At 75.1% G+C, this 22936-nt stretch carries 19 protein-coding genes; 11 read left to right on the plus strand and 8 right to left on the minus strand.

Annotation, left to right across the window (positions count from 1 at the left end):
* Positions 1–94: 94 nt before the first annotated feature.
* Genes biuH through D7294_RS10180 form a run of 6 tightly spaced genes read left to right on the plus strand, consistent with a single transcriptional unit; the run spans position 95 to position 5934 of the window.
* Positions 95–808 (plus strand): biuret amidohydrolase, encoded by a 714-nt coding sequence (gene biuH / locus D7294_RS10155; protein ID WP_241562233.1) that lies wholly within the window; start codon positions 95–97, stop codon positions 806–808.
* Positions 805–2556, plus strand: a complete 1752-nt coding sequence (atzF, locus tag D7294_RS10160; RefSeq protein ID WP_206619493.1) for an allophanate hydrolase — start codon at positions 805–807, stop codon at positions 2554–2556. The genes biuH and atzF overlap by 4 nt, the downstream gene beginning before the upstream one ends.
* The gene (locus D7294_RS10165; protein WP_120677805.1) at positions 2553–3938 is read left to right on the plus strand and encodes a nucleobase:cation symporter-2 family protein; all 1386 of its coding nucleotides are present in this window, start codon (positions 2553–2555) and stop codon (positions 3936–3938) included. The genes atzF and D7294_RS10165 overlap by 4 nt, the downstream gene beginning before the upstream one ends.
* Positions 3935–5011 carry a cyanuric acid amidohydrolase gene (atzD, locus tag D7294_RS10170; RefSeq protein ID WP_120677950.1) on the plus strand — a complete coding sequence of 359 codons (1077 nt, stop codon included), beginning with the start codon at positions 3935–3937 and terminating at the stop codon, positions 5009–5011. Before D7294_RS10165 ends, atzD begins: the two co-directional genes overlap by 4 nt.
* Entirely contained in the window at positions 5008–5724 is a 717-nt protein-coding gene (locus D7294_RS10175; protein WP_120677807.1) for an alpha/beta fold hydrolase, read from the plus strand. The genes atzD and D7294_RS10175 overlap by 4 nt, the downstream gene beginning before the upstream one ends.
* 12 nt (positions 5725–5736) lie before the next feature.
* Positions 5737–5934 carry a hypothetical protein gene (locus D7294_RS10180; protein ID WP_120677809.1) on the plus strand — a complete coding sequence of 66 codons (198 nt, stop codon included), beginning with the start codon at positions 5737–5739 and terminating at the stop codon, positions 5932–5934.
* A 149-nt stretch (positions 5935–6083) separates the two neighbouring features.
* On the opposite strand, the gene D7294_RS10185 is transcribed toward D7294_RS10180, so the two are convergent.
* The 4 genes from D7294_RS10185 to D7294_RS10200 all read right to left on the minus strand — a co-directional run bounded on the left by D7294_RS10185 (position 6084) and on the right by D7294_RS10200 (position 10346).
* Positions 6084–6944, minus strand: a complete 861-nt coding sequence (locus D7294_RS10185) for a carbohydrate ABC transporter permease (protein WP_120677811.1) — start codon at positions 6942–6944, stop codon at positions 6084–6086.
* Complete coding sequence (locus tag D7294_RS10190) at positions 6941–7849, minus strand: carbohydrate ABC transporter permease (protein ID WP_120677813.1); 909 nt, start codon at positions 7847–7849, stop codon at positions 6941–6943. Before D7294_RS10190 ends, D7294_RS10185 begins: the two co-directional genes overlap by 4 nt.
* Positions 7846–9150 carry an ABC transporter substrate-binding protein gene (locus D7294_RS10195; RefSeq protein ID WP_158674602.1) on the minus strand — a complete coding sequence of 435 codons (1305 nt, stop codon included), beginning with the start codon at positions 9148–9150 and terminating at the stop codon, positions 7846–7848. Before D7294_RS10195 ends, D7294_RS10190 begins: the two co-directional genes overlap by 4 nt.
* 455 nt (positions 9151–9605) lie before the next feature.
* The gene (locus tag D7294_RS10200) at positions 9606–10346 is read right to left on the minus strand and encodes an FkbM family methyltransferase (protein ID WP_147450807.1); all 741 of its coding nucleotides are present in this window, start codon (positions 10344–10346) and stop codon (positions 9606–9608) included.
* A gap of 399 nt (positions 10347–10745) precedes the next feature.
* Here D7294_RS10200 and D7294_RS10205 point away from each other — a divergent pair, with 399 nt between their 5' ends.
* The gene (locus D7294_RS10205) at positions 10746–11576 is read left to right on the plus strand and encodes an eCIS core domain-containing protein (protein ID WP_120677819.1); all 831 of its coding nucleotides are present in this window, start codon (positions 10746–10748) and stop codon (positions 11574–11576) included.
* An 18-nt stretch (positions 11577–11594) separates the two neighbouring features.
* Here the strand turns inward: D7294_RS10205 and D7294_RS10210 are convergent, their stop codons facing one another.
* The gene (locus D7294_RS10210) at positions 11595–12974 is read right to left on the minus strand and encodes a COG1470 family protein (RefSeq protein WP_174248312.1); all 1380 of its coding nucleotides are present in this window, start codon (positions 12972–12974) and stop codon (positions 11595–11597) included.
* A gap of 233 nt (positions 12975–13207) precedes the next feature.
* On the opposite strand from D7294_RS10210, the gene D7294_RS10215 reads away from it, so the two are divergent.
* The 4 genes from D7294_RS10215 to D7294_RS10230 all read left to right on the plus strand — a co-directional run bounded on the left by D7294_RS10215 (position 13208) and on the right by D7294_RS10230 (position 18929).
* Positions 13208–13816, plus strand: a complete 609-nt coding sequence (locus tag D7294_RS10215; protein ID WP_241562234.1) for a helix-turn-helix transcriptional regulator — start codon at positions 13208–13210, stop codon at positions 13814–13816.
* Positions 13817–13948: 132 nt separating this feature from the next.
* A complete protein-coding gene (locus tag D7294_RS10220; RefSeq protein WP_241562235.1) occupies positions 13949–16048 on the plus strand; it encodes an HYR domain-containing protein in 2100 nt (699 codons plus the stop codon).
* A 23-nt stretch (positions 16049–16071) separates the two neighbouring features.
* Positions 16072–16812: a Pvc16 family protein gene (locus D7294_RS10225; RefSeq protein ID WP_120677825.1), complete on the plus strand. Its 741-nt coding sequence runs from the start codon at positions 16072–16074 to the stop codon at positions 16810–16812.
* Positions 16809–18929 carry an ATP-binding protein gene (locus D7294_RS10230; RefSeq protein ID WP_120677828.1) on the plus strand — a complete coding sequence of 707 codons (2121 nt, stop codon included), beginning with the start codon at positions 16809–16811 and terminating at the stop codon, positions 18927–18929. Before D7294_RS10225 ends, D7294_RS10230 begins: the two co-directional genes overlap by 4 nt.
* A 34-nt stretch (positions 18930–18963) precedes the next feature.
* Here D7294_RS10230 and D7294_RS33080 read toward each other — a convergent pair whose 3' ends face one another.
* The 3 genes from D7294_RS33080 to D7294_RS10245 are packed head-to-tail and all read right to left on the minus strand — an operon-like array spanning position 18964 to position 22804.
* Positions 18964–20106, minus strand: a complete 1143-nt coding sequence (locus D7294_RS33080) for a discoidin domain-containing protein (RefSeq protein WP_241562236.1) — start codon at positions 20104–20106, stop codon at positions 18964–18966.
* A complete protein-coding gene (locus tag D7294_RS10240) occupies positions 20103–20831 on the minus strand; it encodes a phage tail protein (RefSeq protein ID WP_120677830.1) in 729 nt (242 codons plus the stop codon). The genes D7294_RS33080 and D7294_RS10240 overlap by 4 nt, the downstream gene beginning before the upstream one ends.
* Positions 20831–22804, minus strand: coding sequence for a putative baseplate assembly protein (locus D7294_RS10245; RefSeq protein WP_120677832.1), 1974 nt, complete (start codon positions 22802–22804; stop codon positions 20831–20833). The genes D7294_RS10240 and D7294_RS10245 overlap by 1 nt, the downstream gene beginning before the upstream one ends.
* Positions 22805–22936: the final 132 nt, after the last annotated feature.

Genomic DNA, 22936 nt, shown 5'->3' on the forward strand with positions numbered 1-22936 from the left:
CGCGGCACACACCACGCGCCCGACCCGCCCGACCCGCCCGACCCGCACGACCCGCACGACCCGCACGACCCGCACGACAAGAGGAAGTGATCCCGTGGCCACCATCGACGCCACCCCCTATCGCTGGCCCTACGACGGCGAGTTGACCGTCTCCAGGACCGCGCTGCTGTGCATCGACTGGCAGACCGACTTCTGCGGCCCCGGCGGCTACGTGGACACCATGGGCTACGACATCTCCCTGACCCGCGCCGGCCTCGCCCCCACCGCCCGCGTGCTGGCCGCCGCCCGGGCCGCCGGCCTGACCGTGATCCACACCCGCGAGGGCCACCGCCCCGACCTGTCCGACCTGTCCGACCTGCCCGCCAACAAGCGCTGGCGCTCGGGGCGGATGGGCGCCGAAATCGGCAGCGCGGGCCCCTGCGGGCGGATTCTGGTGCGCGGCGAACCCGGCTGGGAGATCGTCCCCGAGGTCGCCCCCGTGGCCGGGGAGACGGTGATCGACAAGCCGGGCAAGGGCTCCTTCTACGCCACCGACCTCGACCTGCTGCTGCGCACCCGCGGCATCACCCACCTGATCCTCACCGGGATCACCACCGACGTCTGCGTGCACACCACGATGCGCGAGGCCAACGACCGCGGCTACGAGTGCCTGCTCCTCTCCGACTGCACGGGCGCCACCGAGCCGGAGAACCACGCCGCCGCGCTCAGGATGACCACGATGCAGGGCGGCGTCTTCGGCGCGGTGGCCACCAGCGACCGCCTGCTCGACGCACTCGGCGCGCTCGCCGCGCCGCGGGAGGCCGCGTGAGCGCCGTCGAGCGGGTGCGGCGCACCCTGGCCCTGCTCGCGGACAACCCCCGCCCCGAGGCGTGGATCGCGCTGCGCGAGCCGGAGGAACTCCTCGCCGAGGCCGCGGCGCTGGACGCGGCGGGCGGGGAACTCCCCCTCGCCGGCCAGGTGTTCGCCGTCAAGGACAACATCGACGTGGCCGGCCTGCCCACCACCGCCGGCTGCCCCTCGTACGCCTACCACCCCACCGCCTCCGCCCCGGCCGTCGCGCGGCTGACCGCGGCCGGCGCCCTGGTCGTGGGCAAGACGAACCTCGACCAGTTCGCCACCGGCCTCGTCGGCACCCGCAGCCCCTACGGCGCGGTGCGCAGCGCCCACGACCCGGACCGGATCAGCGGCGGGTCCAGCTCCGGCTCCGCGGTCGCGGTGGCGCTCGGCATCGTCGACTTCGCGCTTGGCACCGACACCGCGGGCTCCGGGCGGGTGCCCGCGGCCTTCCAGGGCATCGTCGGGATCAAGCCCACCCCGGGACTGGTGCCGACCGAGGGCGTGGTGCCCGCCGCCCGCCCCTTCGACTGCGTCAGCGTCTTCGCCGCCACCCTGCCCGCCGCCGAACGGGTGGCCGCGGTGCTGGCCGCCGACCCGGGCGCCTGGCCGGCCGAGGCGCCGCTCGCCGCGCCCCCCGCGCCCGCGGTCGCGGTGCCGCGCGCCGCGCAGCTCGGCGCGCTGAGCCCCGCCTGGCGGGCGGCGTTCGACCGGGCCGCCGACCGGCTGCGCGCGGCCGGGGCGCGGGTGCAGGCCGTGGACATCGAGCCGTTCCTGCGCGCCGCGCGGCTGCTGTACGAGGGCGGGTTCGCCGCCGAACGGTACGCCGCCGTCGGCGAGTTCATCGCCTCGGGCCCGCCGGGCGCCGACCCCACGGTGGCGGCCATCGTGACGGCGGCGGGCCGGCTGCCCGCCCACAGGTACGCGGCCGACCTGGCGCTGCTTGAGCGGCTGCGGCAGGAGGCCATGGAGCGGATCGAGGGCTGCGCGGCGCTGCTGCTGCCCACCGCCCCGGAGCATCCGACGCTGGCCGAGGTCGCCGCGGACCCGGTCGGGGTCAACAGCAGGCTCGGCACCTACACCAACTTCGTCAACCTGCTCGGCCTCAGCGCCGTCGCGGTGCCCGCGGGGAAGGTGCAGGGCGGCCCCTTCGGCGTGACGGTCGTCGCCCGCGGCTTCGCCGACCGGGTCGCCGCCGACATGGCCGAACTGCTGACGACCGGCCGGCCGCCGTCCGGGCCCCGCGCCTGGGGGCCGCCCGGGCTGCCCCTCGCGGTCTTCGGCGCCCACCTCGGCGGCCAGCCGCTCAACCACCAGCTGACCGGCCCCGGGGGCCGGCTGCTCGGCGAGGTGCGGACCGCCCCGCGCTACCGGATGGTGGCGCTTGCGGGCGAGCCGCCCCGGCCCGGGCTGCTGCGCGTCGCCGAGGGCGAGGAGGGCGCCTCGGTGCGCGGCGAGCTGTGGTCGCTGCCGCCCGCCGCCCTCGGGCACTTCCTGGACCGGCTTCCCGAGCCCATGGCGCTGGGCCGGGTGCTGCTCGACGACGGCCGCACGGTCACCGGCTTCCTGTGCGAGCCCCACGCCGCCCAGGCCGCCCCCGACATCTCCGCCCTCGGGGACTGGCCCAGCCACCTGCGCCGCCTGGCCTCCGCGGCCCGGCGCGCGGCGCCCGAGCCGTCGCCGGCCCCGAACACCCCGCACCACCCAGGGAATGCCACATGACCAGAACAGAAGCGACCGCCGGAGAGCCGGCACAGAAGAAGAGCGCACCCACCACCCCCGGGGCGGCCCGCCACCCGGTCGACGAGCGCCTGCCCCCGGCCCGGCTCGGCGCCCTCGGCGCCCAGCACGTCGCCGTCATGTACAGCGGCTGCGTCGCCGTGCCGCTGGTGTTCGGCGCCGCCGCCGGGCTCGACACCGCAACGATCGGGCTGCTGGTCGCGGCGGACCTGCTGGTCGCCGGGCTGCTGACGATCGTGCAGAGCCTGGGCATCGGCCGGCTCTTCGGCGTCCGGCTGCCGGTGGTGGCCGGGGCCTCCTTCACCGCCGTCACGCCGATGATCACCATCCACGGGGAGTACGGGCTGCCCGCGGTGTACGGCGCGATGCTCGCCGCCGGCGTCTTCGGCATGCTGATGGCCTGGCCCTTCGCCCGGCTGGTGCGGTTCTTCCCGCCGGTGGTGCGCGGCACCGCGGTGACCGTCATCGGCCTGTCCCTGGTCGGCACCGCGGTCGGCCTCATCGCCGGGGACGATCCCACCGCCCCCGGCTACGCGGCCAAGGACCGCCTCGCCCTGGCCGCCGGGGTGCTCCTGCTGATCGCCGTCCTGACCCGCTTCGCCCGCGGCTTCCTGGCCCAGATCGTGGTTCTCGCCGGCCTGGTGGCCGGCACCGGCGCCGCCGCGGCCCTCGGCATGGCCGACTTCTCCGCCGTGGGAGACGCCGACTGGCTCGGCTTGCCCGAGCCCTTCCACTTCGGCGCCCCCACCTTCCCGGTGGCCGCCGTCGTGTCGATGTGCGTGGTGATGCTGGTCGTCTTCGCCGAGTCCACCGCCTACCTGATGGCCGTCGGCGACATGACCGGCCGCCCGGTGGGCGTCGGCGACCTGGCGCGCGGCCTGGCCGCCGACGGGCTGTCCGCCGGCCTCGCCGGCGCGGCCACCTCCTTCCCCGACACCGTCTTCGCGCAGAACGTCAGCCTGGTGCGGATGACGGGCGTCCGCAGCCGCTACACCGTCACGGCGGCCGGGGTGCTGCTGATCCTGCTCGGCCTGTGCCCCAAGCTCGGCGCGGCCGTCGCCGCCCTGCCGGGGCCGGTGATCGGGGCGGTCAGCCTGGTCATGTTCGCGATGGTCGCCCTCACCGGCATCCGCACCCTCGGCGAGGTCGCCTACGAGGGCACGCACAACGGCCTGATCGTCGCGCTCGGCCTGGCGGCCGGCATGGTCCCCGCGGTGGCGCCCGGCATCTACGCCGGGTTCCCCTCCTGGTTCCGGATCGTCGCCGGCGGCTCCATCTCCAGCGCGGTCATCGTCGCCTTCCTCCTCAACCTCTTCTTCCACCACCTCGCCCCCGCGGCGAACCCGCCCAAGGAGCCGTCATGACCACAGTCGACCTGCTGCGCGTCCCCACCGCGGGACCCGAGGACACCGGCGCCACCCGCGCGCTCGCCGCGGCCGGGCACACCACCGCCGACCTGCTCGCTGTCGTCGGCAAGACCGAGGGCAACGGCTGCGTCAACGACTTCAGCCGCACCCTCGCCGCCGCCCGCTGGGAGCCGCTGCTGCCGCCCGAGACCGTCACCGTCTTCTCCGGCGGCACCGAGGGGGTGCTCAGCCCGCACGTCAACCTCCTGGTGGCCGACCCGGGGCCGCACCCGGGGCACGACCGCGGCCTGGTCGGCGCCGCCGGCCGCACCCGCGCGCTCGCGCCCGCCGAGGTGGGGCGCGAGCCCCAGCTGACCGCCGTGCGGGAGGTCGTCGCCGGGCTGACCGCCCGGCTCGGCCTGACGGCCGACGAGGTGGATCTCGTGCTGGTCAAGTGCCCCCTCCTCACCTCGGAACGGGTCGCCGCCTGCCGCGCGGCCGGCGCGGAACCGGTCACCGAGGACACCTACGAGTCGATGGCCCGCTCGCGGGCCGCCGCCGCCCTCGGCATCGCCGTGGCCCTGGGCGAATGCACCCCGGACGAGGCCAGGCACGCCCTGGCGGAGGGGGAACGCGGGGGCCGCGGCGGGCCCGCCGAGGTGTGGTCCTCCCGGGCCTCCGCCAGCGCGGGCGCGGAGCTGACGGACTGCCACATCCTCGTCCTCGGCACCAGCAGGGCCGCCTCCGGGCCCCTGCGCGCGGTGCACGGCACGATGCGCGACGCCATCGACCTGGCCGCCCTCACCGGCCTGTTCGAGCAGGTCAGGGCCGAGGGCGGCGAGGTCGTGCAGGTCTTCGCCAAGGCCGAGGCCGACCCGGCGGGCACGGTGCGCGGCGCGCGGCACACCATGCTCACCGACTCCGACCTGCACTCCACCCGGCACGCCAGGGCCGCGGTCGGCGGCCTGCTGTCCGCCCTCGCCGGGCACACCGCGCTGTACGTGTCGGGCGGCGCCGAGCACCAGGGCCCGCCCGGCGGCGGCAGCGTCACCGTCGTCTACCGGGTGCCGCCCGCGGCGGGGCTGGCGTGACCGCGCCGCGCCTGGTCCTCGTCCACGGCGCGGCCGTCACCCCCGCCGTCTGGCGGGAGGTGGTGCCGCACCTGGCCGGATTCGAGGTGATCGCGGCGCGGCGGCCCTGCTCCGGCGACCTGGACACCGAGGTCGCGGCGCTGGCCGCAATCTGCGCGGGCGCCGTGGTCGCCGGGGTGAGCGGCGGCGCCACCCTCGGCCTCGAACTCGCCGCGCGCGGCGTGCCGTTGCGGGCCGCGGTGCTGCACGAACCCGCCGCGGGACCGCTGGCCCCCGGGCTGCTGGCGCACGTGGCAGAGGGTCTGCGCACCGGGGGCGTGGCCGGCTTCGGCCGCGCCCTCTACGGGCCGGCCTGGCGGCCCGCGGACGCGCCCGCAGGAGCGGAGGCCGAGGCGGTGGTGGCCCGCGAGTTCGCCATGTTCCGCGCGTTCGAACCCGCCCCGCCCGCCCCCGGCTGCGGCCCCGTCCTGCTCACCACAGGCGCCCACTCCCCGCCCCCGCGGCACGCCGCGGCGGCGGCCCTGGCCGCGCACTGCGGCCTGCCCACCGCCCTGGTGCCCGGCGCCGGGCACGCCGCCCACCTGGAGAACCCCGCCGCCTTCGCCGCGGCGATCCGGGCCCACGCCGCGCAGGCCGGGGCCGGGCCCCCGCGCGGCCCGGGAGGGGTCCCGGCGGCGCCCGCCGATGATGGGGCGCCCGACCGGTGGCCGTGAGGAGAATCCGCGATGACGCCCGTGCAAGTCGACTGGCTGACCCTGCTGTTCTGCGCCCTTGGCCTGCCCGCCCTGCTGATCGGCTACTCGCTGGGGCGCTCGGCGGTCCGGCGGGGAGAGCCGATGCCCGGCCGGGCGAAGGCCACCCAGGGAGTGGGCATGGCCCTCCTGCTGTCCGTGGCCCTGATGCACATGCTCTGGGGCGGCTAGCGACCGGCCGCCCCGGCGGCGGGGGAGTCCGGCGCGCGTCCGGCCGGAACGGGCCGTCCCGGCGGGGGAGTCGACCGGTCCGGCTCGTCCCGGGACCGGGGTCCTGGGACGAGCCGGGGGCGGCGAGGGGTGGCAGGGGCGGCGAGGAGCTAGCCCTTGACGCCGCCGGCGAGGGGGCCGCCGCGCCAGTACCGCTCCAGGGAGACGAAGGCCAGCGCGAGGGGCACCACCGACACGAGCGAGCCGGCCACCACGAGACGGGTGAGGTCGGGGTCGCCGAGCACCTGCGTGTTCCAGCTGAACAGCCCGAGGGTGACGGGGTAGAGGTCGGAGTCGGTCAGCATGATGAGCGGCAGGAAGAAGTTGTTCCAGATGGCGACGGACTGGAAGAGGAAGATCGTCACCAGGGCCGGCCGGACCAGCCGCAGGACGATCGCGAAGAAGATCCGGTACTCGCCCGCGCCGTCCATCCGGGCGGCCTCGATCAGCTCGTCCGGCACCGCGGCCTCCACCTGCACGCGGGCCAGGTACACGCCCAGCGGGCTGACGGCGCTCGGCACGAGCACCGCCCAGTAGGTGTTGGTGAGTTCGGCCGAGCTGAAGAGCAGGAACAGCGGCAGGGCCAGCGCGGCGGGCGGGACCAGCACCCCGGCGAGCACCACGCCGAAGGCCGCCTCCCGGCCCCGGAAGCGGTGCTTGGCGAACACGTAGCCCGCCATCGCCGAGAACAGCGTCGCGAGCGCGGCGCCGAGGCCGGCGTAGAGGGCGGTGTTGACCAGCCAGCGCACGTAGACGCCGTCCTCGTGCGTGAACAGGTCCTTGAGGTTGCCGAACAGGGCCAGGTCGGAGAACCACAGCCCCGGCGTGACGGCCAGGTCGCCGCGGGACTTGGTCGACGCGACGAACAGCCACCACAGCGGCAGCAGGAAGTATCCGGCGGCGGCCGTCAGCACGACGAGCGGCGCCAGGGAGCGCAGCCGCCCCTGGGCGGGCGGGAGGGCGGCCGTCATCGGTTCCGCCAGGCGATCCGCATGAACACGGTGGACAGCACCGCGGTGACCACCGCGAGGATCATCGAGATCGCGGCCGCGTAGCTGTAGTTGTTGGCGCCTGCCTCGTTGAAGGCGGCCAGGCTCGGGGTGTAGTCGCTGGTGATGCTGCCGGTGAGCGTGCTGAGCACCTGCGGTTCGGTGAACAGCTGCAGGATGCCGATGATCGAGAACACCGTGATCAGCACCAGCGCCGGGCGCAGCAGGGGGAGTTTGATGTGCCGCACGATCTGCCAGTCGCTCGCCCCGTCCACCCGGGCGGCCCGGTACAGGTCGCGGTCGATGGTCTGCAGCGCGGTGACCAGGACGATCATGTTGAAGCCGCAGTAGGTCCAGGTGACGACGTTGGCAATGGACCACAGGATCGCGTGCGTGCCGAGGAAGTCGACGTCGATCCCCAGGCCGCCCGGCCCCTCGGTGAACGGGCTCAGGCCGGGGGAGTACAGGAAGCCCCACATGAGGGCGGCCACCACCGAGGGCACCGCGTAGGGGGCGAAGTAGATGAGCCGCATGAGGCGCTGGAGGCGGGCGGACCTGGTGTCCAGCAGCAGGGCGAGCACCAGCGCCAGCGCGACCATCAGCGGGTACTGCACGACCCCGAAGAGCAGCATCCGGCCGATGCCGCGCAGGAACTCGGAGTCGCCGAGCGCCTTGGTGTAGTTGCTGAGCCCGCCGAACACGTCGTGGGGCGTGCCGAAGGGGCCGTCCCGTTCGACGACGAAGAAGCTCTTGTACAGGGCGTACCCGGCGGGGACCAGGTAGGTGGCGAGGAAGAGGAGGGCGAAGGGGGCGAGGAATCCGGCGATGGCCGTGCGGGACCGGCGCCGGCCGCCCCGGAGGGCGGCCGGGCTCGCGTGGCCGGTCAACGTTCCGTCACCGTCAAGGACTGGGCCTGAAGGTCCTCGACCGTCTCCCGCTGGGTCGCGTCCAGCGCGTCCCGGAAGCTCTGGGCCCCGTCGAGCACGCCGGCCATCTCGTCCTCCAGGGTCGAGAAGGTGGTGCTCATGGTGGGGCCCCACACCCAGTCGTGGTCGATGTTGCCGGCGGCCTCGTTGATGACCTGGTAGATGTCCCGGTCGCCGAAGAACGGCTGGGGCCCGGTGAGGGCGGGCAGCCGGGTGCCGTCGGCGGCGGCCGGGTAGGCGCCGCCCTCCTCGTTCAGGATGGCCACCGACTCGGGGTGGGTGTTGAGCCAGAGGGCGAACTGGGTGGCCTCGTAGGGGTGGTCGGAGCCCTCGAACACGGCGTAGGTGGAGCCGCCCCAGTTCGCGCTGGCCTGGGCGCCCTCCTGCCACTGCGGCAGGGGCGCGACCGCCCACTTGCCCTCGGTCGAGGGCGCGCCCAGCTCGATCAGCTTGCCGCCCCACGCGGCGCCGACCCAGCTCAGGAGCTGGTCCTCGGCCAGCGCCCGGTTCCACTCCTCGGTGAAGGTGGGCACCTCGCTGAGGTCGCCGTTGTCGATCATCTGCTGCCACAGGTCGGCGACCTGGCGGGTGGGCTCGTCGTCGATGGTGACGGTCCAGCCCTCGTCGTCCCAGTCGAACCACCGGGCGCCGTTCTGCCAGGCGAGGGCCGCGAACCAGCCCCCGAAGTCCACCGGGGCGAGGTTGGTGAGGTGGGCGCCGTTGCCGCGCGCGGCCACCTCGTCGGCCGCCTGGGCGAACTGCTCCCAGGTGCGGGGCACCTCGATGCCGTACTGCTCGAAGAGGTCGGCCCGGTAGTAGAGCACCATCGGCCCGGTGTCCTCGGGCACCGCGTAGACCGCGTCCTGCTCGCCGAAGGTGACGAGCGGCCAGGTGTAGTCGACGAACTGGTCCCGGGCGGCGGCGGCCCCGCACGGGCCGATGTTCTCCAGGGCGTTCTGCAGCCGGTAGTCGGGGAGCCTGTCGTATTCGATCATTCCGAGGTCGGGGGTGCCCCGGCCGGCCCTGATGGCGTTGTTGTAGTTCTGGTAGGTTCCGGCCCGTCCGTCGGGCACCTTGCTGAGGTTCACCTGGATGTCGGGGTGCTGCTCGTTCCACAGCTCCACGGCGTGCTCGATTCCGGGCACCCAGGACCAGAAGTCGATGGTCACCTTCTCGCCTGACGGGGCGCAGGCGGAGCCCGATTCCGAGGCGTCGTCCCCGCCTCCGCACGCGGCCAGCGCGAGCAGGGACAGAACGAGCATTGCGATCAGTGGCCGTAAGCGGCGCCTGGGCGTTGACACCATCCCGCAGTGACTCCGTCTCTCCACGAGCCAGCGGCCGGCTCGAGGTCGCAAAAACGGTAAGATCATGCTGTGGACGCGTCAAGAGTGCCCTGTTCAGGGGCGTTGTCCGATGTCTCAGTGGGACTTTTTGCCTGACGCCCGATCCGGGGCGCCCCGCGAGAGGGGCCGGCGGCACGGAAGGGATGGGGAAGGAACGGGCGAGAACCCGGAAGAAACGCGGAAGGAACCCGGAAGGAACCCGGGAGAAAAGGGGCGCGAGGCGGGCGCGGGGCCGCTGAAAGCCGCGAAACCCGGCCGTTTCCGGAACGCGCGTGGAGGTGTGCCGCCGTCTCCCGGGGCGGGCAGGCGAACGCCGCCGCCGGGCGGCGGGCCCGGCGGCGGCGTGCCGGTGTGGGGATCGGTGCCGGTGCGGTTCAGAGTCCTTCGCGGACGGCGGTGACGAGGAAGGTGAGGATCTCCTCCTCGACCATGGGGCTCGGGCCGACCTCGGTGCGGTAGCCCTTGTCCCGCAGGAAGCCGCAGATGAGGTCGAGGCGGCCGTCGAGGTCCTGCACCTCCACGATGAGCCGGTCGATGCGGGGCCAGTCGGCCGCGTCGATGCCCAGGAGCACCTCGTACTCGGCGCCCTCGACGTCCACCTTCAGCAGGTCCACGCGGCGCCCCGCGGGCAGGCGCCGGGAGAGCCGGTCGACGGGAACGTGCACCTCGTAGCCCTGGTGCTGCTCGATCGTGTCGTCCTCCGGGTAGAGCCGCAGGCACACGTCGATCTGGAGCTGCTTTTGCTCGGGATAGCGGGTCGAATTCCCCGGCAGCCTCGGGTAGTGCGTGAAGACCACGTCGTTCTCGGCCTTTTCGCCGAGCGCGCAGTCCTCGACCGTGATGCCGGTGAGCCCATGCAACGCGATGTTGCGCCGAAGAATGTCGCGGGTCACCGGAATGGGCTCGAACGCGATGATCTCGGCGGTCGGATAACGCTGCTTGGTGTAGAGGCTGAACATGCCGATGTTCGCCCCGACATCGAGCACGAACGGGTCGTCCGGCAGCGAAAACGAGTCGTAGCAGCCGTGCTCGTACATTTCCTTGTACAGGTATTCCGCCTCGGTCGGGCTCTCCGTGTAGAGCTCAAGACCATTCGGGAGGGACGCCAATTCCACTGAAGCCGTCAATGTGTACCATCCGCTCTCACAGCCGGTCGCATGCGTCGAAGATCCGACGCCTGCGATCCTCCGTCGCTCCTGGCGCTTTGTCAACTTCCCTTACGCTTGCGCTACTTGGCGTGTTTTTCCGGCGCGGCCGAGTGGTTGTGAGAAAGGCAACAAAGGGTTTGGCGGGTGAACGCCTTTCGGGCCCGGACCGGCGCCGCAAAAGTCGTGTCCCGGTGGGACGCTGGCCCGTTCCCCGGCCGAATCCCCGGCTGCCTGGCGCCCCTTGCCCCAAGGGGCAGCGAGCCGTGCCCCGGGCCCGTCCGGCGCGGAGCTGGACGGCTCGCCTGCCGTGCGTCACGCTGGCCTGAGCGCAGGAGAGGTGCCGGTCACGTTCCCGGGGGGTCGCCGATGCACAGCCGTGAGCACGGGCCGCACGAGGACGGCGCCCGCCCGGCCAGGGCGCTGCCGGGGCCGGGCACCGCCGAAACCGCCCACCTGCTGCGCGCCGCCGTCGCCGGACGCGGGGACGTGCTGGGCCCCGCCGGGCTGCGCACGCTGCAGCGCACGGTGGGCAACGGCGCGGTGGGCAGCCTGCTCCAGCGGTCGGCCACGCAGGAGAACGACGGGCAGGAGCCGGGCGGGCGGGAGAACGGCGGGCGGTCCCTGGTCCACGGCGTGCTCGCGTCCGGCGCGGGACGGCCGCTGGACGCCGGCACCCGCGCGGACATGGAGGCCGGGCTCGGCGCCGACTTCTCCGACGTGCGGGTGCACACCGGCGCCGAGGCCGACGCCTCGGCCAGGGAGATCGGGGCCCACGCCTACACCGTGGGCAACCAGGTGGTCTTCCGGCAGGACGCGTACGCGCCCGCCACCCCCGAGGGCCGCAGGACGATCGCCCACGAGCTCGCCCACGTCGTCCAGCAGCGCAGCGGACCGGTCGAGGGCACCGAGGCGCCCGGCGGCATCCGGATCAGCGACCCCGCGGACCGCTTCGAGCGGGAGGCCGCGGCCCGGGCCGAGCAGGTGGTGGAGGCCCCGGGGCCCGTTCGGGCCGAACCGGCTCCGGCCGGACCCGCCGGCGCCGCGGCGCAGCGCCTGGAGGCCGCCCCCGGCGAGGAGGAGGAAACGGAACCCGCCGTGGCGCAGGGCGCCTTCGCCCAGCGGACAGCCGGAGAGGCGGGGGAGGCAGGGGAGGCAGGGGAGGCGGGGGACGCCGAGGAAGCGGAGGAAACGGCCTGACGAGCCGGCCGGGAAGGCTCAGCCCGCGGCCCCCTCGGCCGGAGCCAGGCCGCCGCTGAGGAAGACCGCCTCCTGGCAGGCGGAGGGCTCAGGGCCGCCCACGGGCACCCCCACCTCGCGGCAGTCGAGGGAGACGCTGATCGTGGCCCCGCCCGGGATCACGATCGGGGTGACGAAGTGGTAGTCGGAGTCGCGGAAGTTCTCCATGGCGAGGTTGAACAGCGTGGCGCCCTGACTGGAGAGCACCAGGCTGCCCGCGTCGCCCTGCGGGTTCTGCGCCACGATGTCGGTCAGCCGGAACACCTGCCCCTCCGGCACCTGGTACACCGTGCTCTCCGTGGCGCCGCCGCCGACCGCGTCCGCGGCCTCGCCCCGCGCGCTGGTGGGCGTCGCCGCCGAGCCCGCGCCCTGGGCGCCGCCCGTGCCGCCCTCGGCGCCGCCGGTCTCCCCGCCGCCGCCCGTGGCCGCCCCCGCCGAGGCGCCGCCCTGCGCGGCGCCGCCGTCCTCCTGCCCGGCCCCGCCGGTGGCGCCGCCGCTGCCCTGGGTCGCCGCCTCCTCCCGTTCCCGCTGCTCCTCCTGCATCTCCTCCTGGGCCTCGGCGATGACCTCGGGCGTGACCGCCTCGCGGGCGGCCGAGCGCACGGTGGGCCGCAGCACCGAGAACCACAGGCCCACCGCGAGTGCGATCGCCGCCGCCGCGGCCAGCAGCGCCCGCGGGAGCCAGCGCGGCAGCAGGGGCTGCTGCTCGTACGTGCCGTCGAGCAGCAGCGGTTCGTGGAAGGGAACCCCCTCCGCCTCCACGGGGACGGCCACCACCTGGAAGGGGTGCAGCACGGGGGCGCCGCGCCACAGCCGCTTGGCCGGCCGCACCCGCAGCCGGGCGAACGTGGCCTCGCCCGGCGGGACGTTCAGCTCTTCCGGCGCGCAGGAGAGCCGGACCCGGCCGCCGTCCTCCTGGGCCGTCAGCCGCACGGTGACCTGCGTGTTGCCCCTGCCGTCCACGGCGATCCGGTGCCGGCCGCGCCGGGGGCCGCGTGAGCCGCGCGGCACCAGCTCCCCCGTGAGCGAGGTGAAGGGCAGCACGGTGACGGTCGCCTCGGGGACCACCGTCTCGCTCAGCCCGCTCGTCGGCACCACCCGCACGCCGAGCGGCACCGGGCCGGGGGCGACCGTGTGGTCCCGGGGCGGGCGCAGGGTGACCGTCGCCGACTCCGAGGCGCCCGGATACAGCGACAGCGACTCGGGGGCGACCGTGGTCCACGCGGCGCAGGGTCCCGCCACCTCGAACCCGACTCGCTCCACGGTGGTGCCCGAATTGAGCACCCGGATGCCGAGCACCGCCTCGCCGCCGGGCTCGACGGTGAGGGAATCGAGGTCCAGGCTCGCCGATACAGTCATGACCTGCACGGTACGAGCGCCCCCGCGCGGGACAGCGGCCGGACAGGAACCCTTTTGGGCAACGTGGGTTTCCCGCTTTGCCATACTCAACTACCCCCGCCGGCCGTAAAGTTTTTGTGAGCCTTCGCCGAAGTCGCGGTGTCGGTCCGTCACTTCTGCGTTTTGGGCGCTATAGCGGCCGATCTGGCGTGAGGGGATGATGCATGAACCTGACTGGGGGGGAGCGGGTGAGGGTGGATCTTCGCAGTGCCGATCCCCTCTCCCATGCGGGCGCGACGAGTCAGCTCCGGGCACGCCCGGAGATCCTGCTCGTCGAGACCGACGGGGGTGGCGACCCGCAGGTCGTCATGGTGATCGAGGACACCGTCGACGAGGACGTGCTGCGCATGCTGCGCCGCATCCGGCAGAGCACCCCGGCGCGCGGCGTGCTGATCATCAGCCACATCGACGAACAGCAGTTGGTCAGCGCGGCCGAGTGCGGGTTCATCGGCGTGCTGCGGCGCCGTGAGGCCACCTCCGACCGGATGGTGCGGGTCATCTCGGCCGCCGCCAGGGGCGAGGGGTACGTCCCGCCGGACCTGCTGGGCAGCCTGCTGGTGCAGGTCGGCCGGATGCAGGGACAGGTGCTCGGCCCGCGCGGCCTCAACCTCACCGGCCTCTCGGTCCGCGAGACCGAGGTGCTGAAACTCGTGGCCGAGGGGTACGACACGGCCGATATCGCACTGAAACTCTCCTATTCCGAGCGGACCATCAAGAACGTGCTGCACGCCGTCATGGTCCGGCTGAACCTGCGCAATCGCTCGCACGCCGTGGCATATGCGCTGCGCCACGGACTGATCTGACGTTCTCTCCGGCCGTTTCGGGCATCTCGCATTACCCGAAGGCTTGGCTTCAACCCCGCTGCGGCCGGGGAAACTCCGCGCCACCGTAGAGGCCCTGGGCCTGCCGTTTTTCGAATGGGGTGTCACGTGCGCGTGTTGCTGCGTCCGCACCGGGCGGCCAGGTGGGGAAAGGGCGGGCTCGGTGCACTGTTCGCCTTCCTGCTGCTGGTGACGGCGGCGGTGTGGGTCACCACCGGGCGCGGCGCCGCCGAGCCGGGCGACGTGGTCGATCCGCCGCTGGTCGCGGAGCACCTGGACCCCGGCGGCACCCTCGTCGTCGACAAGCGGGTCGCCACGCCGGTGGTTCCCTCCCGGCCGGACGTGGTGCTGCTGGTCGACGGCAGCGGCAGCATGGGCAACGTGCTGGAGGAACTCGGCATCAGGGAGAACCTGAACGCGATCACCGGCGGGGTGCTCGACGCCCAGCCCGACGCCCGCTTCGCCGTCGCCACCTATCGCGACCTCGTCGACCAGCAGCTGGCGTTCGAGGTGCTCCAGCCGCTCACCCAGGACACCGAGGCCGTCCGCGCCGGGATCGAGGCCATCACCCCGACCGGCGGCGGCGACACCCCCGAGGACTGGGTCAACGGGCTGTGGCGCGTCGCGGGCGGCGCCGCCGGCACCTTCCGCGAGGGCTCCACGCCGATCATCGTGCTGGTGGGGGACGCCTCCAGCCACGACCCCAGCGACGGGCACACGATGGAGGACGCCATCGCGGCGCTGAACGGGGTGCACGCCCGCGTCGTCGCCGTGGACGTGAACAGCCCGTACGCCGACGGGCTGAACGGCGACCACCCCGCGACCGGCGAGATGCCCCTCACCGGCCAGGCCACCCGGGTCGTCGAGGCCACCGGCGGCTCCCTGCTCACCGGCATCGACTCGGGCGCCACGGTCGGCGCGATTTTGCGCGGCCTGACCAACCTGCCGGTCACCGTCGGCTACCAGATCCTGGCCTGCGATCCCGCCCTCACGGTCACCCTCGACCCGGTGAGCCGGACGGTGACCAGCGGCGAGACCGCCGCCTTCACCGAGACCATCCGGCTCTCCGGCGACGCGCCCCAGGGACAGGTCGTCAGCTGCACGCTCCAGTTCCTGCTCGACGGCCGCGCCCCCTCCGCCGACGGGATACCGGACTACTACCAGGAGCGCATCGACATCACGGTCGACGACGTCGAGCCGCCCGTGGTGACCGTCGACGACCGCATCGTGGACGCCGCGGGCGAGGCCGGCGCGACGATCGACTACCCGGCCACCGCCGTGGACGCCGTCGACGGCGACCTCGCGGTGACCTGCGTGCCGCCCTCGGGCTCGCTCTTCCCCGTCGGCGACACCGAGGTCACCTGCACCGCGACCGACGCGGCGGGCAACACCGGCACCGACACCGCCACGTTCACCGTCCTGCCGCCGGACCCGCCCGACCCCTCCGAGACGCCCGACCCCTCGGAGACACCCCAGCCGAGCCAGTCGCCCGAGCCCACCGAGCCCGGCACGCCGCCCGCCTCGCCGCCCCAGGGCCGCGAGCCCATGGCCGACGTCGCGGTGAGCGTCAGCCTGGAACCGCAACCCGGCTACACGGGAGACACCGTCACGGCCACGTACACGCTCACCAACGCCGGCCCCGACGCCGCCGACGTCCTGCTCACCACCGCCTGGCCCCGCCTCACCGGCGAGGAGGCCACCCCGGGCGACCGCGCGCTCGGCGAGCCCTCCGGCTGCACGGCCGGGGCGCCCTGCTCCCTCGCGCCGGGCGACCGGCTCACGGTGACCCAGACGGCCCGCTACGACCTGCCGGTCCGCGGCCCGGTGACGGCAAGGGTGACCGGCAGGCCCGCCGACCCGGACCCCGGCGACAACGCGGACTCCGCCCGGCTCACCGTCCTGGAACCCGAGCTGACGGTCACCCCCGCCGTCGCCGAGCCGGGCGAGGTGGTGATCGCCCGCGGCCGGGACTTCCCGCCCCGCGCCACCGTCACCCTCGACTGGGACCGCGGCATCACCGCGGCCCGTTCACCCCTCCGCGTCGGCCCCGACGGCACCTTCGAGGCGCAGGTGCCGATCCTGCGCCGGGACCTGCTCGGAGAGCGCACCCTGACCGCCACCGTCCCCGGCCACGACTTCCCCCGCCCGCCGGCGGACGCGGTCCTGGTCGTCCCGCGCGCCCTCCAGCCGCCGGACTTCGCGGGCCGGGGCTGAGCACGGAGACAAGGAGCCCGCCCGTGATCCACGAGGTCGACGAAGCACTGCGCGCCCTGTTCCGCGCCGAGGTCATGGCGAACTCGCCGGTCGGCATCGTGTTCGAGGCACCCACCCGGGACTGGGCCGCCAAGGTCAACGCGCCCACCATCGACGTCTACCTCTACGACATCAGGGAGGACACCAGGCGCCGCGGGCGCGGCCTGCTCAACGAGTACGACGCCCGCGGCGCCGTCGTCGCCCGCCGCCGCCCGCCCACCTACTTCACGCTGTCCTACCTGGTCACCGCCTGGACCAGGCGCCCCGAGGACGAGCACCGCCTGCTCTCCGCGGTGCTGTCCTGCCTGCTGCGCCACGACGCCCTGCCCGCCGCCCACCTGACGGGCGCGCTCGGCGAACTCGGCCTCCCCGTGCCGATGACCATCGCGCTTCCCCCGCCGTCCGACCGTTCCTTCGCGGACGTGTGGAACGCGCTCGGCGGCGAACTCAAGCCCTCCCTCGACCTCGTGATCGGCGTCCCCGTCACCGACTCGCCGGTCTTCCCCGCCGGACCCCAGGTCACCGACGAGGGCCTGCGGATCGGCCTGGCCGGCCTGCCGCCCACCCCGCCGCCGCCCCCGTTCCCCGAGACCGCCCCCGCCCTGCCCGTCTACGGCAGGCCGCCCGGCCCTCCCGCCGCGGGCGAGGACGGGGAGGACCCGCCGGCGCCGCCCGGGCGCCGCCGGGGGATCGCCTCCCGGGTCGCCGAGGGCCGCGGTTCGTGACCGGCACCGGCCACGCCGCCGGCGCCGATCCAAGCCTGCGCCATCTGCTGGCCCGCGCGCTGCTGGTCGAGCAGCGCGTCCGGCGCGCCGTCGACGCCAGGCGGCGCGAGGACCCGGCGCCCGACGATGCCTTCCGCGGCCTCTACCTCAACGAGGAGCACGTACGCCGGCTGCTTGACCACGGCCGCCCCGCGCTCCCGGCCCCCGACGCGGCCGGCGCCGCGGGGCAGGCCGAGGCGGAGGCGGCGGCCACGACGGCGGCCGGGCCCACCCGGCTGCACGGCCTCGCCGCCGCCTTCGCCCTCACCGCCCTCGACGTCGAGATCCTGCTCATCGCCCTCCTCCCCGACCTGGACGACCGCTTCGAGAGGTTCTACGGCTACCTCAACGACGACGTCACCCGCCGGCGCCCGAGCATCGGGCTCGCCCTGGGCCTGTGCGGCCTTTCCCCCGCCGACGCCGCCGCGCGGGCCAGGCTGGACGCGGGCGCGCCGCTGCGCTCCGGCGGCCTGCTCCTCGTCGAGGACCAGGAACGCCCCTTCCTCGGCCGCGCGTTGCGGGTACCCGACCGGGTCACCGCCCACCTCCTCGGCGAGGACACGCCCGACCACCGCATCGCGGACCTCCTGACGGCCGGCGAGGAGAGCCCGGCCTTCGGCGCGGACGGCGCCCCAGGCGCGCCCCTGGACCCCTCCCTGGCCGATGCGCTGGCCAGGTCCCTGAACGGCGGGCTCCGCCTGGCCTATCTGCGCGAGGAGCAGGGCGGCGCCGCGGCCCCGCTGGCCGCCGCCGCCCTCGCCCGGGCCGGCCGCCCCGCGCTCCGGGCCGACCTGGAGCGCCTCGCCCGGGACCCGCGGCCGGCCGAGGCCGTCGGCGTGCTCGCCCGCGAGGCCCGCCTCACCGGCGCCGGACTGGTCGCGGGCCCCGTCGACGCCCTCGCCAGGGAGCACCGGGACCAGCTCAGGGCGCTCGCCGACGCCGCGCTCCCCTCGCTGCCCGTCCTGCTGGTGGGACACGTGCCCTGGGACGCCGGCTGGTCCCTGTGGCCCCCGCTGGTGCTGCACGCGCCGCCGCTGCGGCCGGCCGCGCGGGCCGGGCTGTGGCGCCTGGCCTACGACGGCCCGCCCGCCGAAGGGCTCGACCTCGGCCGGCTGCTCTCCCCGTTCGTGCTCACCCCCGGCCAGGTCTCCCGCGCCGCCCGCAGCGCCGCCCAGGAGGCCGTGCTGGCGGGCGGGCGGCTGACGGAGGAGCAGGTCAGGGCCGGGGCCAGGGCGCAGAACGCGGCCGGGCTCGACCGGCTGGCCCGCCGGATCGAACCGGCCGTCGGCTGGGCCGACCTCGTGCTGCCGCCCGATTCCCTGGCGCAGCTCGGGGAGCTGACGGCGCGGGCCAGGCACCGCGACCGCGTCCTGGGGGAGTGGGGCATGCGCCCGGGCGGCGGCAGGGGGCGCGGGGTGACCGCCCTGTTCGCCGGCGACTCGGGCACCGGCAAGACCATGTCGGCCGAGGTCATCGCGGGCGATCTCGGCCTCGACCTCTACACGGTCGACCTGGCCACCGTCGTCGACAAGTACATCGGCGAGACCGAGAAGAACCTCGAACGCATCTTCACCGAGGCCGCCGGCATCAACGGGGTGCTGCTGTTCGACGAGGCCGACGCGATCTTCGGCAAGCGCTCCGAGGTCAAGGACGCCCACGACCGCTACGCCAACGTGGAGAGCGCCTACCTCCTCCAGCGGATGGAGACCTTCGACGGCCTGGCCATCCTGGCCACCAATCTGCGCGCCAACCTGGACGACGCCTTCACCCGGCGCCTGGACCTGGTCGTCGACTTCCCGCTGCCCGACGCCGCCCACCGCCGCACCCTGTGGCGGCGCTGCCTGGGAGCGGCCCTGCCCCAGGCCCCGGATCTCGACCTGGACTTCTGCGCCGAGTCCTTCGAACTGGCCGGCGGCAACATCCGTTCCGCCGCCGTCACCGCCGCCTACCTGGCCGCCGAGGCGGGCCGCCCGGTCACCATGGCCGACCTGATCCACGGCGTGCAGCGCGAGTACCAGAAGCTGGGCCGCCTCACCCTGGCCGCGGAGTTCGGGCCCTACCTGGACCTCCTGGCCTGACCCCTGCCGCCGCCGGGCCGGCGCCCGCCCCGGGTCACCTGCGGCCGAAGAACTCCACCTCGGCCAGGGCGAGCAGCCGGCCGTCCCCGGTGCCGAACGCCGAGTCCACGGTGATCCGCACCCGGTCGACGTCCGCCCCGTGGACGGAGAACGTCTGCGCCCCCGGCTCGTCCTTGAGGCTGAGCGTCTCGGTGGCGACCTCCTCCGCGCCGCTCAGCAGCGTCACCGTGAGGGAGGCCGGCCGCGCCTGGCGGAGGAACTCGTCCTGGTTGGCCGAACTGCCCGGCGTGACGAGGATCGTCCGCACCTCGACGGGCTCCTCGAACTCCGCCTCCAGGTACTCGCCCGTCGCCTCACCGGGAGCGTCCGGCGCCCAGTACCGGTTGTGGAAGCCGTCGAAGGCGGCGGCGGCCGTGTGCTCCCCGGACTCGCTGGAGGCGCCCACCCGCGCCGGGTGCAGGGCCTCCTGCTCCGTCGTCTGCTCCACCGCCTCGGAGAACAGCTCCCGGATCGGGTCCCGCGCCAGCCAGCCGCCGAGCAGCAGCGCCACCAGAACGCCGGGCAGGACGAGCCGGAACAGGCGCCGCCTCCTGGTCTGCGGCCGGGAGCCCGCGCTCAGCCGCTCGGGGGCGCGGCGGCGGAAGATCCGCCGCCACCACGGAAGGCGGGGCGGGGCGGCAGCGGCGGCCTCGGTGAGCAGCCCGCCGCAGCGCCGGCACAGCGCGCGGCCCCGCTGGTTCTCCGCCGCGCAGTGCGGGCAGCGCACCGGCGGCGCGGCGGCCGGTGCCTTGGGCGCCTCGGCCGACAGCTGCTCGGGCCGGTGCGCGGGCCCCTCGCCTTCCGCCTGGGGTGCCCGCTCGCCGGGGCGCCGGGGCGCGACGGCCGCACGTTCCGCGGCCGGAACCCGCGGGGCCGTCGGCGGCGCCTGCGCCGCCGGGTTCGGCTGCGCCGCCGGGCCCGGCCGGGTGGCCGAAGGCGGTGGGGGTGCCGGGGCGGCGGGGACGCCGGGCGGCTCGGGCGCGGCCGCCACCGGCGGCGCGAGGGCGGCGGGCCCCGGCGTGGCCGCCTGCCCCGCCTCGGTGGCCTCGCCGCCCTCTTCCCAGTCCAGGAAGCCCCGGCAGGAGACGCAGAACTGGGTGCCGGCCGGATTCCGGTGCCCGCAGGAGGTGCAGATCACGACGCTTCGCCTTCCTCGTCCCGCCCGATGTCCTCTGCGACGTCCCGTGCGATGTCCTCTGCGATGTCCCGCCCGACGTCCCGCCCGATGCCGGGTGCGACGTCCCGTGCGGCCCCGGGCGCGTGCCGCGGTGCGGGGCCGTCGCCTCCCCCGCCGTCCCCGCCTTCCCCGGCCCCGGGGGCCCCGCCGAGCGGCAGGATCTCCACCCGGGAGGCCACGTGCGCGGGCGTCTCCTCGGCGACCAGGTGCTCCAGCCGGGCCAGGTCCACCCGCCCCGGCTCCGCCACCCGCAGCGTCACCGTCACCGAGGGCCGGGCCGAGCCCGGGGCGGGGCTGCCCGGCGAGGCGGACCAGGCGGTGCCGCCGCTCTCGGTGATCTCCGGCTCCGCGCCGGTCTCGATGCGCACCACCGCGGCCAGACCGGCGCGGGTGCCGCGCATCCGGTGCCGCAGCACCGCGCCGGAGACCACCGCCCGCCGCTGGGTGAGCGGCCGTTCCCCGTCGACCTCCACCGCCACCCAGCCCGCGATCCAGGCCAGGAAGTCCTCGGGAGCGGTGCGGGGATGCAGGTAGGCCGGCAGGTTGTCCAGCGTCAGCAGCACCGGGGCCAGCACCTCGTCCAGGGCGCCGAGGAAACGCCGCAGGAAGTCGTGATCGGCGTACACGGCGGGCAGTTGCGCCGCCAGCGGATGCGGCGAGGGAAGCCCGGGAACGAGGCCGCGCACTAGGCCCCCCTCACCCGGAGCTGGTGCTCGTAGGAGAACACCAGCGCGTGCCGGTCCAGGTCGATGCGGCTGGCGGCCTCGGCGCGCTCCCCCGTCACGGGGTCGGCGGGGAAGAGCCGCACGTCCTCCACCAGGTCCACGCCGGGCACCCGTTGCAGCACGGCGAACACCTCGCCCGCGTGCACCGGCCGCCCGAAGGGCCAGCCCTGCCCCTCGGGGCCGCCGGTCAGCGGATTGAAGTAGCCGTACAGGGCCGCCAGCGCCTCGTCGCGCAGCACCTCGGTGGCCTCCCCCCGGGCCGCCTGGACCCTGGCCACGACCGTCACCCCCCGGTAGAACGGCGGCTCCACCACCAGGCGGGTGCCCAGCAGCCGCCGCTCGTCCAGGTACGAGGCGATCATCGCGAGGGTGTTCTCCGGCGGGATCAGCTCCTCGAACCTGATCCGCCCCTGCGCGTCGGCGCGGCCCGCCGGCACCACGAGCAGCCGCACCACGCCCTCCTCGCCCGGCGCCGCCGCGCCGCCCGCCCCCGCCTCCCCGGCCGGGACGCAGCACACCCGCGCCGCGTCCGGCGCGACCTCCCGGGCGAGTTGCTCGTAGTCGTGGGGGACGACGGCGCGGTGCAGCGTCCGCAGGGTCATCGGGCCCCGCAGCCGCGCGTTGTCCACCGTCTCCCCGTCCACCCCGCCCAGCGCGGCGCGGCGGTTGCCCACCCGCGCCACATAGGGCAGCGAGCTGCGCAGGATGCGCAGGGCACCGGCCGAGACGTTGCCGCGCCGGCCGCCGCCCGTCAGGTAGCCGCGCACCCGGACGGCCGCCCGCTCGGGCGGGATCGCCCCGAACAGCGCCACCGAGCCGTCGGGCCGCCGCACCGCGGGCCCGAAGTCCACCCGGCCCGCGTGGGGATCGAGCGTGAAGTGCCGGTCGGCCGGGCCCGAGTGGGCGAAGTCGTCCACCCGGGTCCAGGCGACCCAGCGGGTGCCCTCGGCCACCTCCACGGTGAACGGCTCCTCGCCCAGGACGACCGGCGCCCGCTCCAGGGGGAAGCTCTGCCCCGGCAGGCCGTCGGACGTGCCGAGCACCTCCTCGGTGACGGGCTCGGCGTGCGCCGCCTCCACCGTGCCGCCGATGCTGAAGGCGGTGGCCCTGCGGATGGTGGGGGAGACCACGTAGGCCGGCTGGCCGGCCGCGGCCCGCAGCAGCCGGCAGCGCACCCAGCCCGCGGAACGCCCGGCCGTCACCGAGGCGGCGTGCCGCCGCGGCAGGTGCAGGACGAGATCCCCGGCCTTGTTGAAGCCGCCGGTGCCGTCCGCCTCCACCTCGCAGGGCTCCCAGCTGTCCCCGTCCCACGCCTCCCACAGCAGGGGCGGCCGGCGCGGGTCGACGCCGACCCCCTCGACGGCGCAGTCGAGACGCAGCACCAGAACCCCGCCTGGCACCGGCCGGCTCAGCCCCAGATACAGGCAGTCGCCCGGCGTGCAGGCGGGCGAGAAACAGGGCACGTCGCGCCCCAGGTCCAGCTCCTCGGTGCGGTCGGCCACCTCGCCGCCGAGCGGCCACACCACCATCCGGTCCAGGGTGCAGGGCACCACCACCAGCTCCTGCGCGGTGGTGAAGACGATCGCCTCCTCCTGCTCCGTGCGCGTCGTGGCGACCTCCGTGCCCGCGGCGATCACCACCGGCTCGGGCTGCGGGGCGGACAGCCAGAACGTCACCTCGGTGCGGGCGGCCGTCGGCGGGAACAGCCGCACGCCGATCAGGTCGAGAAAGGCCAGGTAGTTCTTGTCCGGCACCCGGTTCAGCCGGTAGAGGAGCTGGTCGACCATGGTGGCGAAGGCCTCGATCAGGGTGACGCCGGGGTCGGAGACGTTGTGGTCGGTCCACTCGGGGCAGCGCTGCTGCACCAGCCGCTTGGCCTCGTCCACCAGCCCCTGGAAACGCCGGTCGTCCAGGTTCGGGCCGGGGAGCGTCATGGGCCCTCCGTAAGTTGTTGGGCGGCCCGGGAGGGCCGGATGTGGCTTATGGGTCCTTGCCTTCAGTGGCTGACTAGGAGTGGCCGTCCGGCTCTCCGGGGCGCCCTGGCTGCTGATTGAGATGTGCGCGCT

Origin of the sequence: Streptomyces hoynatensis (genome assembly GCF_003626535.1) — a bacterium.
Lineage (GTDB): Bacteria > Actinomycetota > Actinomycetes > Streptomycetales > Streptomycetaceae > Streptomyces > Streptomyces hoynatensis.

What these genes read in the sequence shown, in the direction of transcription:
- D7294_RS10165 (WP_120677805.1), top strand. Translation starts at nt 2,553, where the DNA reads ATGACCAGAACAGAAGCGACCGCCGGAGAGCCGGCACAGAAGAAGAGC.
- atzD (WP_120677950.1), top strand. Translation starts at nt 3,935, where the DNA reads ATGACCACAGTCGACCTGCTGCGCGTCCCCACCGCGGGACCCGAGGAC.
- D7294_RS10180 (WP_120677809.1), top strand. Translation starts at nt 5,737, where the DNA reads ATGACGCCCGTGCAAGTCGACTGGCTGACCCTGCTGTTCTGCGCCCTT.
- D7294_RS10185 (WP_120677811.1), bottom strand. Translation starts at nt 6,944, where the DNA reads ATGACGGCCGCCCTCCCGCCCGCCCAGGGGCGGCTGCGCTCCCTGGCG.
- D7294_RS10195 (WP_158674602.1), bottom strand. Translation starts at nt 9,150, where the DNA reads ATGCTCGTTCTGTCCCTGCTCGCGCTGGCCGCGTGCGGAGGCGGGGAC.
- D7294_RS10205 (WP_120677819.1), top strand. Translation starts at nt 10,746, where the DNA reads ATGCACAGCCGTGAGCACGGGCCGCACGAGGACGGCGCCCGCCCGGCC.
- D7294_RS10210 (WP_174248312.1), bottom strand. Translation starts at nt 12,974, where the DNA reads ATGACTGTATCGGCGAGCCTGGACCTCGATTCCCTCACCGTCGAGCCC.
- D7294_RS10245 (WP_120677832.1), bottom strand. Translation starts at nt 22,804, where the DNA reads ATGACGCTCCCCGGCCCGAACCTGGACGACCGGCGTTTCCAGGGGCTG.